Origin of the sequence: Curtobacterium sp. MCPF17_047, from assembly GCF_003234045.1 — a bacterium.
Lineage (GTDB): Bacteria > Actinomycetota > Actinomycetes > Actinomycetales > Microbacteriaceae > Curtobacterium.
Genome location: NZ_QKSF01000014.1, coordinates 34,767 through 47,917, shown reverse-complemented (window position 1 = coordinate 47,917; position 13,151 = coordinate 34,767). Strand labels below are relative to the sequence as shown.

Below are 13,151 nucleotides of genomic sequence, written 5' to 3'. Positions count from 1 at the left end.
ATGACGTCCCCCGCGGGCGCCGGCACGCCGCTGGTCTCGCCGGCGCCGAGCCAGGTCGAGCGCGAACGGCAGCTCTACCGTCGGCAGCGTGGTCGCCGATCGGTCACCGTCTCCGTCGTCTCGACGCTGGTCGTCGTCGCGCTGGTCTGGTTCGGCGTCGTCAACACCCCCGGGTGGGCGGCGGTGCAGCAGTCCTTCTTCGACCCGCAGGTGGCGTGGGAGACCCTGCCGGACGTCCTGCTCGGGCTCTGGCTGAACGTCCGGATCCTGTTCTTCGCGAGCATCGGCGTCGCCGTCCTCGGCACCCTGCTCGCGGTCGTCCGTGGTCTGCGGAACCCGGTGTTCTTCCCGCTGCGGATGCTCGCCACCGGCTACACGGACCTGTTCCGCGGACTGCCGCTCATCATCGTGCTCTACCTGGTCGGCTTCGGCCTGCCCGGGCTCGGGGTCTTCCCGCGCCTGGCGCCGGAGTTCTGGGGCACGATCGCGATCGTGCTGACCTACTCGTCGTACGTCGCCGAGGTGCTCCGTGCCGGCATGGAGGCGGTGCACCCGTCCCAGCGCCTGGCCGCCCGGTCGCTCGGCCTGTCCCACGCCCAGACGCTGCGGTTGGTCGTGCTGCCGCAGGCGATCCGCAAGGTCACGCCCGCGCTGATGAACGACTTCGTATCGATGCAGAAGGACGTCGGGCTCGTCTCGATCCTCGGTGCCGTGGACGCGGTCCGCAGCGCGCAGATCGCCCAGGCGGAGCAGACGAACTTCACGCCCTACCTGGTCGCCGGCCTGCTCTTCGTCCTCATCAGCCTGCCGCTCATCCGGGTCACCGACGCGATCGCCCGGAAGCAGCAGCAGCGCGAACAGATCGGAGGCGCGGTGTGACCGACGAGACCGCTCCCGTCCTCGAACTGCGGGGCCTCCGCAAGTCCTTCGGCGACCAGGAGGTCCTGCGCGGCATCGACCTGGCCGTGCACCGCCACGAGGTCATCTGCGTCATCGGGGCATCAGGCTCGGGCAAGTCGACGCTGCTGAAGACCGTGAACCTGCTTGAGGGGATCGACGACGGCCAGGTGCTGCTGCAGGGCGAGGACGTCTCCGACCCCCGCGTCGACGTGGACGCCACACGTGCCCGGATCGGCGTCGTCTTCCAGCAGTTCAACCTGTTCCCGCACATGAGCGTCCTCGACAACGTGACCCTGGCCTCGCGGAAGGTGCACCGGGCCTCCCGTCCGGAGGCCGAGGCGAACGCGCGCCGCCTGCTCGACCGGATCGGACTCGGTGACTTCGCCGGTGCGTTCCCCGACCGGTTGTCCGGCGGCCAGCAGCAGCGCGTGGCGATCGTCCGCGCCATCGCGTCGGACCCGGAGCTGCTCCTGCTCGACGAGGTCACGAGTGCGCTCGACCCGCAGCTCGTGGGCGAGGTGCTCGACCTCGTCACCGAACTCAAACAGCAGGGCTCGACGATCCTCATGACGACGCACGAGATGCACTTCGCCCGGGACGTCGCCGACCGGATCGTGTTCCTGCACCGTGGCGAGGTCGTCGAGCAGGGCGCTCCCGCGGCGGTCCTCGACGACCCGCAGCACCCGGCGCTCCGCACGTTCCTGGCGCGCGTCCGGGCGTAGCGGGGCAACCTCGCCGACCTCCCCGGAACCGCCGCCGCCCCGCTACAGCGCGAGCAGCAGCTTGCCGATGACGTCGCCGGACGCCAGCCGGCGGTGCGCCTCCGCCGCGTCGGCGATCGGCAGCACCGCGTCGACGACCGGTCGCACCCGACCGTCCGCCACGAACGGCCACACGTCCCGACGGACGGCGGCGACGATCGCCGCCTTCTCGGCAGCGGGACGTGCCCGGAGCGTCGTGCCGCTGACGGTCGCGCGCTTTCGCATCAGCTGCCCGATCGGCAGCGTCGCGTCTGCTCCGGCACCCGCGGCGATGATCGCCAGGTGGCCGTTCGGCGCGAGGACCTCGAGGTTCCGGTGCAGGTAGGACGGGCCGACGACATCGAGGACGACGTCCACGCCGACACCGTCCGTGAAGGCCAGCGCCCGTTCGACGAAGTCCTCCTCCCGGTGGTCGATCACCAGGTCCGCGCCGAGCTCCCGGGAGGCCCGGACCTTCCGCTCACCGCCGGAGGTCGCGATCACGCGGGCGCCGAGGGCCTTCGCCCAGAGCACCGCGTGCGACCCCATGCCGCCGGTCCCGCCGTGCACGAGCAGTGTCTGGCCGGGTCGGAGTCCGGCGAGCATCCCGATGTTCGAGTAGACGGTGCAGGCCGCCTCGGGCAGCCCGGCCGCGGACACCAGGTCCAGGTCGTCGGGCACCGGCAGCAGTTGCGCCTGCGGGACGACGGCGAGCGAGGCGTACCCACCGCCGCTGAGGAGCGCGCAGACCCGGTCGCCGACCGCCCAGTCGGTGACGCCCACGCCGAGGGCACGGACGGTGCCGGACACCTCGAGCCCGAGCACGTCCGAGGCTCCGGGCGGCGGCGGGTAGTTCCCCTGTCGCTGCTGCAGGTCGGCGTTGTTGACGCCGGCGGCGGCGACCTCCACGAGGACCTCGCCGTCACCCGGGACCGGGTCGGGCAGTTCGCCGAGGGTCAGGACGTCGACGTCGCCGGGCTGGGTGATGGTGATCGCACGCATCCTTCGACCGTACGCGCCCGCCCGCCCGGCACCCGTCGCGCGACCGGCCGCCCGGAGGGAGCCGTCGGTACTGTCGGTCGCGAACGTGTCCGATCAGGGACACGTCGCGAACCCAGGGGGATCCCATGTCCACGAAGCACCTCACCGTCCTCGCGACCGCCGCACTCGCCGCGGCCCTGCTCACCGGCTGTTCCGGTGGCGGCAGCACGACGGGGACGGGTTCGTCGTCGCAGGGGGCGACGACCGGTGCGAGCTCGGGCGGGTCGTCGAGCGCCCCGACGAAGGCCGCCGAAGCCTCGGGTGGTCAGTCGAAGGCGGACGCGTGCCAGGCCTTCGAGAGCAAGGTCCGGTCTGCCGCCGAGGGGCTGCAGTCCCAGGCCGCGAAGCTGCAGTCCGACCCCGCGGCCGCGGTCGCGAAGCTCAAGGAGCTCGACTCGAGCATCGACGACGGTGTCGACGCGGTGACGAACACCGAGGTGAAGGGCAAGGCCGAGGCGTTCCAGAGCGCCTACGGCGACATGGTGACCCGCCTCGAGGCGATCACGAAGGACCCGAAGTCCGCCGACCTGTCGGCGTTCCAGGACTCCGCGACCGCGGTCCAGACCGCCGGTACCGACTTCGACTCGACCTGCGCGTCCTGAGTCGCGACGCACGTCGGTGACGCACCACGGGCCTCCAGGCCGAGCAGCCTGGAGGCCCGTGGTGCGTCCGGTGGACCGGCCGACTACGCCGCCTGGTCCGGTCGCGACGCGTCGAGACGGGCGACGTCCTCCGGCCCCAGCTTGACGGTGGCCGCCGTGACGGAGTCGAGGATCGACTGCGGACGCGACGCTCCCGGGATCGGGACGACGACGTCACTCTTCGCCAACTCCCACGCCAGGGCGATCACCTGCGGGGTGACGTCGCGCTCGCGGGCGAGGACGGCGAACTCCTCCGCCGTCGTGCCGAGGTCCGCCGCGCCGCCGATGCCGCCGAGGGGGCTCCACGGCAGGAACGCGATGCCGAGCTCGTCGCAGAGCTCGAGTTCCGGCTCGCTCGAGCGGAACACGGGGGAGAACCGGTTCTGGACCGAGGCGAGTCGACCGCCGAGGACCTCGTTCGCCTCCCGGATCTGGTTGACGGTGGCGTTCGAGATGCCCGCCATGCGGATGACGCCCTCGTCGAGCAACTCGGCGAGCGCCCCGACCGAGTCCGCGTACGGCACGGCGGGGTCCGGGCGGTGGAACTGGTAGAGGCCGATCGCGTCGACGCCGAGACGCTTGGCGGAGGCCTTCGCCGCCTCCTTGAGGTACGCCGGGTCGCCGTTCTGGGCCCAGGCGCCCGCCTCGGGGCGGAGGTGCCCGCCCTTGGTCGCGATGAGGACCGCGGAGGTGTCGCCCGAGTACTCCCGGACGGCCTTCGCGATGAGCTCCTCGTTGTGCCCGACCTCGTCGTGGGCGGCCAGGTGGTAGGCGTCCGCGGTGTCGATGAGGGTGACGCCGGCCTCGAGGGCGGCGTGGATGGTGGCGACGGAGCGCCGTTCGTCCGGCCGCCCCTCGATGGACATCGGCATGCCGCCGAGTCCGATGGCGCTGACGGACGTGTCTCCGATGACTCGTTGCTTCATCCGCCCAGCATGCGCCGGCGGGCGAATCCGGCGTCCAGCGGGCTCACGGCTCGAGGTCAGGAGGTCAGGAGGTCCGCAGTTCAGCCGTCCCGACGCCCCCGTCACGGCCGGAGCCCTGCTGGTCGAGGGCCTGTGCGAACAGCACCGTGCCCCAGGTGACGACGGCGACCGTGAGGACGAACCCGATGCCGGCGATCCACCAGGACGTGCGACGACGGATCCAGGCCCGGACCGCGAACACCAGGGTGACCACGCCGACGACGAAGGCCCCGCCGACGGCCAGGACGGCACCGCCGATGAACCCGCCGGGCGCACAGGAGACCCCGGACGAGCCGCAGGACGTCGCCGCGGACGCGACCGCGATGACGCCGGCGACGGCCGCGACCACGGTGAGGACCGCACCGGCGGCCAGCAGGAGGACGGTGGACACGCGGTCGGCGATCCTGCCCGGCGGGAACAGTGACGTGGCACCCTGCTCCCACGCCACACGCTCTGCCTCAGAGTGCCGCTGCGGTCCGGTTCCGGGGACGTTCGACCAGGTCATGTGTCCGTCCTACCGGGGCTCCACCCCGAACGCCTGGGCGAGGCGCTGGATCTTCTGCGCGCGACCCAGGCGCGGCAGGTCGGATCCGTCACGGATCACCCGCCCACGGGCCTCGAAGTCGTCGAGGAAGTCCTGCGCCCACGCGACGTCGGTCGGCGTCGGTGAGATGACCTCGTTGATGACGGGCAGCTGCTCGGTGTCCAGGCAGAGCTTGCCGGTCAGGCCGAGCGACACCGCGACCTGCGACTGCTCGCGGAGGATCGGGTGCGAGGAGCCGACCGTGGGGCCGTCGATCGGACCGGGCAGGTCACCGACGCGGGAGGCCACGACCAGGCGCGAGCGGGGGTACGCCATCGCCAGGGTGTCCGCGCTCGTGCCGGTGTCGCGGCGGTAGTCGCCGCTGCCGAACGCCAGGCGGAACGCACCCTGTGCCTTGGCGATGCTCGTCGCCTCCTCGATGCCGACGGCGGACTCGACCAGGGCGATCACCGGCGTGTGGCCGCCGAGGCGGTGCCAGGTGTCGGTGACCTGGGCAGGGCCCTCGGTCTTCGCGAGCATCACACCCTGCAGGCCTGGCAGACCGCGGAGCGCCTCGAGGTCGTCCTCCCAGAAGTCGGTCGTGACGTCGTTCACGCGCACCCAGGCCTCACCGGAGCCCGCCAGCCACGCGGCGACCGTGGCGCGGGCAGCGGGCTTCGCCGCAGGGTCCACGGCGTCCTCGATGTCCAGGATCACCTGGTCGGCGCGGGAGCGGGTGGCACCGTCGAACCGGTCCTCGGCGGTGCCGGCGACGAGCAGCCACGAGCGCGAGATCTCGGCGGGGACCGATCGACGCCGGGAGACGGCAGGGGTGGACGGAGCGGGTCGGTCGTCGGTGGCCATGCACCGTTGGTACCACACGCTGGCGTCCGGGCTCGGTGCGGCCGACGGTGCGACCGGGCGAAAACCCGGAACCGCGGGCTCATTGCCGGAGTGCCACTGCGCTTCCGCCTACAGTGGGCGTGTGTGGCGAGTGGACAGGACGACCGGCGATGAGGACGACGTGACGAACGACGACGCCTCGGTCGACGGCGGAGCGGCGGAGGGCACGGACCTGCCCGACGAGCGGTCCGCACTGCGCCCCGAACTCCAGGTCACCAGCCCGCACGCGATCAGCCTCGGTGACCCGCGCCTGACCGCGGGCAACGCGGCCGAGCCCGCGTGGGACGCCTGGCGCGAGCAGCTCGCCGGCGTCGGTGGCACCAGCCCGCTCGTGCACTTCGCCGACCACCCGCGCGGGCGCATCGAGCTCTCGACGACCCATCCCGGCGGTCTGGCGCAGTTCATCACCGGCAAGACGACCCTGCTGTCGAGCCTGATCCGCGACGAGGTGGCACTCCGAGCCGCTCGCGTCGCCGCCGGACACGTCGAGGCAAAGGGCACCGAGCTCGCCACGGTCCGGGGGATCGACGCGGTGAAGCTCGGCATCGGCATCGCCGACTGGCAGCACGGCGACGAGCACTTCCGCGGACCCGTGTTGCTCCGTCCGCTGGCGATCCGCCGCCACGGCCGGGACTTCGAGGTCCGCCTGCTCGGTGAACCCGTGCTCAACCCCGGGCTGTCCGACGCGCTCCGCGAGCAGTTCGGTGTGACCCTCGACGCACAGTCCTTCGTCGCCCTCGCGCAGCAGGACGGCTCGTTCACCCCGAACCCGGTGATCGACCGCCTCCGCGGCCTCACCGCACACATCCCCGGCTTCACCGTGCACGCCCGGCTCGTCGTGTCGACGTTCGCCGAGGTCGCCACCGGACTCGTCGAGGACACGGACGACCTCGCTCACCCCGTGCTCGACGCCCTCGCCGGCAACCCCAGCGCCAAGTGGCAGGTCGAGCAGTCGTACCACCCGGTCGAGCAGACGCCGTCGGACGAGCGCTCACCGGAGACCGACACCCTGCTGCTCGACGCGGACGACGAGCAGGAGAACGTGATCGCACAGATCACGGCCGGCAACTCCATCGTCGTGAAGACGCTGCCCGGGACCGGTGGCACGCAGACGATCGTGAACGCCCTCGGTGGCCTGGTCGCCGCGAACAAGCGCGTGCTGGTGGTCAGCCCCCGTCGCGCCACGCTCCGCGGCATCGCCGCCCGCTTCGGCGAGGTGCACCTGCCGGGCGTCGCCGTCACGCCGGGCACCCTGCGCCGTGACGTCGTCCGGGCCATCGCCCGCAACGAAAAGTCGAGCCGTCCGAACCTCCGCGAGGTCGACGACGCCCTGGTCCGGCTCCGCAAGGTCCTCACCGACTACCGCGGCGCCCTCACCCGCACCGACCCGGACTTCGGCGTCAGCGTGCTCGACTGCCTGGTCGAGCTGTCGCGGCTGTCCCTGCTGCCCGTCGCCCCCTCCACCACGGCCCGGCTCTCGAAGCAGTCCGTCGTGTCGATGGTGTCCGGCCGTGCCCGCGTCGCCGAGACCATGGTGAGCGCCGCCAACCTGGGCGAGTTCCGCTACGGGCCGGACGACTCGCCCTGGTACGGCGCGAAGTTCAGCTCGAGCGACGGTGCCCAGCGCGCCCACGCGACGGCGCGGGAGCTCGACGGCGGATCACTGCCGGCCCTCCTGCAGCGTGCGCACGACCTGGTCGCCTCGACGCACATGCGGCAGTTCACGACGATCAACGAGCTCGGCATCTACCTGCGCCTGCTCACCGAGATCCGCGACACCCTCGACCGCTTCCTGCCGATCGTCTTCGACCGGTCGGTGTCCGAGCTCGTCGCCGCCACCGCACCCCGGGGCGAGGGCGCGCCGATGTCCAGCACCAACCGACGCCGCCTGAAGAAGCTCGCGCGGGAGTACGTCCGTCCGGGTGTGCACGTGTCCGACCTGCACGAGGCGCTCACCCGCGTCCAGCAGCAGCGCGTCCTCTGGCAGCGCTACGTCGCCGCCGGTGTCAACCCCGAGGTCCCCACCGGCATCGCGGACGTCCAGGTGCTGTTCTCGAACGTGGTGGAGGACCTCGCGCGCCTCGACGAGCCGCTCGGCCGCGCCAGCCGTGACCAGCAGCTCGCGAACCTGCCGATCGAGCGGCTCGTGCCGACGATCGCCGAGCTGGCCGCCGAGTCCGACGTCCTGCACAACCTGCAGGAGCGCACCGAGCTCATGCAGACGCTCCGCGACCTGCAGCTCGAGCCGCTCCTCACCGACCTGGCGAACCGGCACGTCCCCGACGTGCAGGTGCCCGCCGAGCTCGAGCTCGCCTGGTGGCAGTCCGCGCTCGAGACCATGCTCGAGTCCGACCGTGCGCTCCTCGGCGCGAACACCGACATGCTCGACCGGGTCGAGGCCGACTTCCGACTCGTCGACGACGCGCATGCGGCCGGGGTCTCCCAGGGCCTGGCGTGGCAGCTCGCCGAGAACTGGAAGGTCGGGCTCGTCGACTGGCCGGAGGAGTCCGCGGCGCTGAAGAGCCAGCTCCGGGACGGCGCGATCACCTCCCGTCTGCTCCACGATTCGGCACCGCACCTGTCCCGCGCCATCGCCCCGGTCTGGCTGGCCTCGCCGTACGAGGTCGCCCAGATCGCGGACACCATGCCGTTCGACACGGTGATCCTCGTCGACGCCGGCGCCGTCACCATCGCCGAGACCGTCGGCGCCGTCCGCCGGGCCCGCCAGACGGTCGTGTTCGGCGACCCGGTCACCCAGACGCCGTCGCCGTTCCGCATCGCCGTCGACCCGGAGCACCGCGCCCTGCAGGTCGACGAGGAGACCCTCGACGCCCTGCACGCCGACTCCGCCCTGGCGAAGCTGTCCACGCTGCTGCCGACCCTGTCGCTCACCCGCTCGTACCGGGCTGGCGGCGAGGACCTGGCCGAACTGGTGAACCGTCGTTTCTACGGCGGCCGGATCGAGTCGCTGCCGTGGGCCGGGTCGTTCCTCGGTCACGGGTCGATCGCGCTCGACTACGTCAGCGAGGGCAAGGCCGTGCCGGACCCCGAGTCCGGCGCCGTCGAGAGCGTCGACGCCGAGGTGGACCGTGTCGTCCGCCACGTCATCGAACACGCCCGTACCCGACCGACCGAGTCGCTCATGGTCATCACGGCCTCGGCGAAGCACGCGGTCCGGGTCGAGCAGGCCGTCCTCGCCGCAGCACAGGGTCACAAGGACCTCACCGAGTTCGTCATCGGTGACCGTCCCGAGCCGTTCATCGTCGCCACGCTCGAGCAGTCCGTGGCGCAGAGTCGCGACCGCGTCGTGTTCTCGATCGGCTACGGGCGCACCCCGCACGGCCGCGTCCTCCGCGACTTCGGTCCGCTCGGCAAGCCCGGCGGGGAGCGCCTGCTCGCCGTCGCGATGACCCGCGCCCGTCGCTCGATGGTCATCGTCACCTGCTTCCAGCCGTCCGACATCGAAGCGGAGCGGATGGGCCACGGCACCGTCGCCCTCGCCGAGATCCTGGCCGAGGTCCGCGCCCGCACCACCGCCGAGTACGTGCCGGACGACTCCGACCCGCTGCTCGTCGACCTGGCCCGTCGGCTCGAGATGCGCGGCATCCCGGTCGCGCTCGGGCACCGCGGCAAGCTCGGCCTGGTCGCCGCGCACGGCGGCGTCTGCGTGACGATCGAGACGGACGCGTCCCTGGTGAAGGGGTCGCTCCGCGAGTCGCTGCGCCTCCGCCCCGAGGTGCTCCGCCGACTCGGATGGCACTACGTCCGCGTGCACGCGTTCCAGCTGTTCTCCGACCCGGACCGGGTCGCGAACACGGTCGCGCAGGTGCTCGGCGTCGACCGCGGCGCCACGCAGGAGATCTCGATCCCCCCGGTGCCCGCACGCCGATGACCGATCGGCGATCGCGGCCCGCACGTCGGGCCGCCCGGCCCGCTGGTCCGGTCACGCCGACCACGGAACAGCTGACCGGCGCGTGGACGCCCGAGGCGACCAGCCCGCGGACGGGAGGCACGCAGCCGACCGCAGCCGAGCCTCCCGTCCCGCAGGTGGCGGCCGACACCGCATCGGCACCGTCCCGTGGTCTCGTCCGGTCCGGCCGTCGTGTCACCACGACGCCCGTCCCGGGCAGTGATCCGACGCCGTCACCCGAGCCCCCGCGGCACGGGACGGGGGAGAACGACGACCGTCTCCTCCGCGACCGACCGCCGCACTGGGGCTGACCGGTACGCTGAGGGTCAGCGAACCCCGAACGGAAGCGTGTGATGACGGAGCCCTCCCGGCGGACCCGGCCCGACTGGCAGACGTGGCCGAACCTCATCACGATGGTGCGGTTCGTCCTCATCCCGGTCTACGTGGCGCTCGTCGTCGCCGGCCACCCCGGATGGGCGCTGACCTCGCTCGTCGTCCTCGGCGTCAGCGACTGGGCGGACGGGTTCCTGGCACGCCGGCTGCACCAGGAGTCGGCGCTCGGCAAGGCCCTCGACCCGATCGCCGACCGGCTGGCGATCGTCGCGATCGTGCTCTCGCTCGTGCTCGTCGGGCTGCTGCCGTGGATCGTCGTCGCGATCGTGGTGGCCGTCGACCTGGCGCTCCTCGCCCTGTCGAGCGCGTGGTTCCGCGGCAACCCGGACCTGCGCGTGACGTGGACCGGCAAGATCCGGTCGGCACTGTTGTTCGTCGGGTTGCCGGTGCTGCTGTTCTCGTCGACCTCGGTCGCGGTGGACCACCTCTGGATCCGGAACGTGGCGCTCGTGTTCGTCTGGCTCGGGACGATCGGCCACGTCCTGGCGGGGCTGCAGTACGCGGCCGAGATGTCCCGGAAGCACCGGACCCAGCGCGCTCCGGCGTAGGCGCGTCCCGGCCGCCCGGCGCGCCCGGCGGCGGGGGCGGCTGAGCCCTACAGCTTCGTCGAGCCGGCGATCCCGGGACCCGCGGGCGCGGTCGACGGTGCGACGTGGGCGCCGCCGCCGGCCGGGACCGCTGCATCGTCGCCACCCTGACGGCGGAGCAGGTCGCGGATCTCGAGCAGCACCTCGACGTCGGTCGGCGGGACGTCCTGCGGCGTCTGCTCCTCGTTGTTCTTCACCCGGTCGAAGGCCACCTTCTTGAGGTGGTTCACCGGGACCACGAGTGCGAAGTACACGACGGCGGCGACGATGACGAAGTTCAGGACCGCACCGATGATCGCGCCGAACAGGATCGGTGCGCTGCCGCCGGAGACGGTCGGGATCTCCCAGACCAACGCCTTGTCGAGGCTCGACGCGTTGAACACGGCACCGATGAGCGGGTTGATGAGCGAGTTCACGATCGTCGTGACGATGGCGGTGAACGCAGCACCGATGACGACCGCGACCGCGAGGTCGATGACGTTGCCGCGGAGCAGGAACTCCCTGAAGCCCTTCACGTGAGCCCCCTTCTGTCGTGGACGGCCACCGTGCAGCGGCCCGCTCCAACCTATCCAGGAGGCGCGGAGGTGGTCAGGATCCCGAGGCCGACGATCCCGAGCTCGAGGCGCTCGGCGTGCTCGGCTTGCTCGCGGACGACCCGGAGCCCGACGACCCGGACGCAGAGGACCCGGAGCCCGACGACCCGGAGCCGGACGACCCTGAGCCGGACGACCCTGAGCCGGACGAGCTCGATCCGGACCCGCCCTCGCCCTTCGGCGCCGGCCGCGAGTCCGTCCGGTAGAAGCCGCCCCCGTTGAAGGTCACGCCGACCGGCGAGAAGACCTTGCGCAGGACCCCGCCGCAGACCGGGCACTCGGTCAGGGTGTCGTCGGAGAAGGACTGCTTGATGTCGAACGCGTTGCCGCACTCGGTGCAGCGGTACGAGTAGGTGGGCACGTCAGCTCCGGAACGTGATGATGCGTGACGGCGTGATGATGCCGTCCACGGGTTCGTCGTGGGCTTCGCGCGGGACCTCGTCGAGGTACTCCGCATCGAACACCACAGCATAGACGGGCGGGCGCTTCGCCATGGACCCGAGGGTCTTGTCGTAGTAGCCGCGACCCCATCCCATGCGGACCCCGTCGTGGCCGACCGCCGCCGCGGGGGTGAGGATCGCGTCGACGTCGTTGATCGCCAGGGGGGAGAGCACCTCGCCGACGACCTCGGGCATGCCGAACAGCCCTTCGCGCTCGGAGGAGCCGTCGCCGACCGCCCAGTCGAGCAGCCCGTCCTCGCGGGTGACCGGGAGCAGCACGCGGAGGCCCCGGTCGAACGCCCAGTTGAGGAAGGGGCGCACGTCGGGTTCGTCGGGCGCCGAGAGGTACACGGCGACCGAGGTGATCTGGCGCTCCTCGACGAACCGCTGCAACGTCGCCGTCAGGGACAGCGCGTCGGCGTCGCGTTCGGTCGAGGTCCGGCTGCGCCGCCGCTGCCGGAGGTCGGCTCGCAGGGCACGCTTCTCGTTCCCGAGATCGGCGGTCATGGCGACGAGTGTAGCGATCGCGGGCGATGCGGCTTCCCGCCGATCTCGCTGTCCCCCTATCCGTTGACATGCCCTGGAAATGGGGATCGGATACGGTCGCTGCATGGGCTTCCAGATTTCGAAGGCCGTGATCCCCGCCGCAGGGCTGGGCACGCGCTTCCTCCCCGCGACCAAGGCGATGCCGAAGGAGATGCTCCCCGTCGTCGACAAGCCGGCCATCCAGTACGTCGTGGAAGAGGCCGTCGATGCGGGTCTCACCGACGTCCTGATGATCACCGGGCGCAACAAGAACGCGCTCGAGAACCACTTCGACCACGTGTCGGAGCTCGAGGAGACCCTCCGCAAGAAGGGCGACCACGAGAAGCTGCAGAAGGTCAACCAGTCGACCGACCTCGCGGACATGCACTACGTCCGCCAGGGCGACCCGCTCGGCCTCGGCCACGCGGTGCTCCGCGCGAAGATGCACGTCGGCCGCGAACCGTTCGCCGTGCTCCTCGGCGACGACATCATCGACGCCCGTGACCCGCTCCTCAAGCGCATGATCGAGGTCCAGGGCGAGAAGAACGCGACGATCGTGGCGCTCCTCGAGGTCCCGGAGTCGCAGACCCACCTCTACGGCATCGCGACCGTCGAGGAGACCGACACCGACGACGTCGTGAAGATCACCGGCCTGGTCGAGAAGCCGGCGCAGGGTGAAGCCCCCTCGAACCTGGCCATCATCGGCCGCTACGTGATCCGCCCCGAGGTCTTCGACGTCCTCGAGAAGCAGGAGCCGGGCAAGGGCGGCGAGATCCAGCTCACGGACGCGCTCATGAAGATGGCGAGCGCCGAGGAATGGACAGGTGGCGTGTACGGTGTCGTGTTCCGTGGACGCCGCTACGACACCGGTGACAAACTCGACTACATCAAGGCGATCGTGCAGCTCGCCTCGGACCGTGAGGACCTCGGGCCGGACCTCAAGTCCTGGCTCAAGGAGTTCAACGCGGGCGAATGAGTCGACCCATCCCG

13 protein-coding genes are annotated in these 13,151 nt (G+C 71.6%); 6 read left to right on the top strand and 7 right to left on the bottom strand.

The features are described 5' to 3' along the window. Together DEJ33_RS13880 and DEJ33_RS13875 are read left to right on the top strand one after the other, a co-directional pair. Positions 1-879 (top strand): amino acid ABC transporter permease, encoded by an 879-nt coding sequence (locus tag DEJ33_RS13880; RefSeq protein WP_111078005.1) that lies wholly within the window; start codon positions 1-3, stop codon positions 877-879. Continuing rightward, complete coding sequence (locus DEJ33_RS13875; protein ID WP_111078003.1) at positions 876-1,622, top strand: amino acid ABC transporter ATP-binding protein; 747 nt, start codon at positions 876-878, stop codon at positions 1,620-1,622. Before DEJ33_RS13880 ends, DEJ33_RS13875 begins: the two co-directional genes overlap by 4 nt. A gap of 42 nt (positions 1,623-1,664) precedes the next feature. Here the strand turns inward: DEJ33_RS13875 and DEJ33_RS13870 are convergent, their stop codons facing one another. After that, complete coding sequence (locus tag DEJ33_RS13870) at positions 1,665-2,642, bottom strand: NAD(P)H-quinone oxidoreductase (RefSeq protein WP_111195289.1); 978 nt, start codon at positions 2,640-2,642, stop codon at positions 1,665-1,667. A 125-nt stretch (positions 2,643-2,767) separates the two neighbouring features. Between DEJ33_RS13870 and DEJ33_RS13865 the strand changes: the two genes are divergently transcribed. After that, a complete protein-coding gene (locus DEJ33_RS13865) occupies positions 2,768-3,283 on the top strand; it encodes a hypothetical protein (protein ID WP_111195288.1) in 516 nt (171 codons plus the stop codon). A gap of 83 nt (positions 3,284-3,366) precedes the next feature. On the opposite strand, the gene DEJ33_RS13860 is transcribed toward DEJ33_RS13865, so the two are convergent. The 3 genes from DEJ33_RS13860 to DEJ33_RS13850 all read right to left on the bottom strand — a co-directional run bounded on the left by DEJ33_RS13860 (position 3,367) and on the right by DEJ33_RS13850 (position 5,674). Then, on the bottom strand, positions 3,367-4,248 hold the full coding sequence (locus DEJ33_RS13860) for an aldo/keto reductase (protein ID WP_111195287.1): 882 nt from the start codon (positions 4,246-4,248) through the stop codon (positions 3,367-3,369). Between the two features lie 64 nt (positions 4,249-4,312). Continuing rightward, positions 4,313-4,792 (bottom strand): DUF6264 family protein, encoded by a 480-nt coding sequence (locus DEJ33_RS13855; RefSeq protein ID WP_111195286.1) that lies wholly within the window; start codon positions 4,790-4,792, stop codon positions 4,313-4,315. Between the two features lie 9 nt (positions 4,793-4,801). After that, a complete protein-coding gene (locus DEJ33_RS13850) occupies positions 4,802-5,674 on the bottom strand; it encodes a CoA ester lyase (RefSeq protein ID WP_111195285.1) in 873 nt (290 codons plus the stop codon). Between the two features lie 160 nt (positions 5,675-5,834). Here DEJ33_RS13850 and DEJ33_RS13845 point away from each other — a divergent pair, with 160 nt between their 5' ends. Together DEJ33_RS13845 and DEJ33_RS13835 are read left to right on the top strand one after the other, a co-directional pair. Continuing rightward, complete coding sequence (locus DEJ33_RS13845; protein WP_111077991.1) at positions 5,835-9,605, top strand: ATP-binding protein; 3,771 nt, start codon at positions 5,835-5,837, stop codon at positions 9,603-9,605. 371 nt (positions 9,606-9,976) lie between these two features. Further along, positions 9,977-10,564, top strand: coding sequence for a CDP-alcohol phosphatidyltransferase family protein (locus DEJ33_RS13835; protein ID WP_111077987.1), 588 nt, complete (start codon positions 9,977-9,979; stop codon positions 10,562-10,564). 47 nt (positions 10,565-10,611) lie between these two features. On the opposite strand, the gene mscL is transcribed toward DEJ33_RS13835, so the two are convergent. The 3 genes from mscL to DEJ33_RS13820 all read right to left on the bottom strand — a co-directional run bounded on the left by mscL (position 10,612) and on the right by DEJ33_RS13820 (position 12,143). Next, positions 10,612-11,118: a large conductance mechanosensitive channel protein MscL gene (gene mscL, locus DEJ33_RS13830; protein ID WP_111077986.1), complete on the bottom strand. Its 507-nt coding sequence runs from the start codon at positions 11,116-11,118 to the stop codon at positions 10,612-10,614. A gap of 73 nt (positions 11,119-11,191) precedes the next feature. Then, complete coding sequence (locus tag DEJ33_RS13825) at positions 11,192-11,557, bottom strand: FmdB family zinc ribbon protein (protein ID WP_111077984.1); 366 nt, start codon at positions 11,555-11,557, stop codon at positions 11,192-11,194. Position 11,558: 1 nt separating this feature from the next. Further along, positions 11,559-12,143: a 5-formyltetrahydrofolate cyclo-ligase gene (locus DEJ33_RS13820; protein ID WP_111077982.1), complete on the bottom strand. Its 585-nt coding sequence runs from the start codon at positions 12,141-12,143 to the stop codon at positions 11,559-11,561. Between the two features lie 103 nt (positions 12,144-12,246). Here DEJ33_RS13820 and galU point away from each other — a divergent pair, with 103 nt between their 5' ends. Beyond that, positions 12,247-13,137 carry a UTP--glucose-1-phosphate uridylyltransferase GalU gene (gene galU, locus DEJ33_RS13815; protein ID WP_111077980.1) on the top strand — a complete coding sequence of 297 codons (891 nt, stop codon included), beginning with the start codon at positions 12,247-12,249 and terminating at the stop codon, positions 13,135-13,137. Positions 13,138-13,151: the final 14 nt, after the last annotated feature.

Bases quoted from the DNA above. Each gene is read 5' to 3' on its own strand.
- DEJ33_RS13865 (WP_111195288.1), top strand. From the start codon at position 2,768: ATGTCCACGAAGCACCTCACCGTCCTCGCGACCGCCGCACTCGCCGCG.
- DEJ33_RS13835 (WP_111077987.1), top strand. From the start codon at position 9,977: ATGACGGAGCCCTCCCGGCGGACCCGGCCCGACTGGCAGACGTGGCCG.
- DEJ33_RS13855 (WP_111195286.1), bottom strand. From the start codon at position 4,792: ATGACCTGGTCGAACGTCCCCGGAACCGGACCGCAGCGGCACTCTGAG.
- DEJ33_RS13850 (WP_111195285.1), bottom strand. From the start codon at position 5,674: ATGGCCACCGACGACCGACCCGCTCCGTCCACCCCTGCCGTCTCCCGG.
- DEJ33_RS13870 (WP_111195289.1), bottom strand. From the start codon at position 2,642: ATGCGTGCGATCACCATCACCCAGCCCGGCGACGTCGACGTCCTGACC.
- galU (WP_111077980.1), top strand. From the start codon at position 12,247: ATGGGCTTCCAGATTTCGAAGGCCGTGATCCCCGCCGCAGGGCTGGGC.
- DEJ33_RS13880 (WP_111078005.1), top strand. From the start codon at position 1: ATGACGTCCCCCGCGGGCGCCGGCACGCCGCTGGTCTCGCCGGCGCCG.
- DEJ33_RS13860 (WP_111195287.1), bottom strand. From the start codon at position 4,248: ATGAAGCAACGAGTCATCGGAGACACGTCCGTCAGCGCCATCGGACTC.
- DEJ33_RS13820 (WP_111077982.1), bottom strand. From the start codon at position 12,143: ATGACCGCCGATCTCGGGAACGAGAAGCGTGCCCTGCGAGCCGACCTC.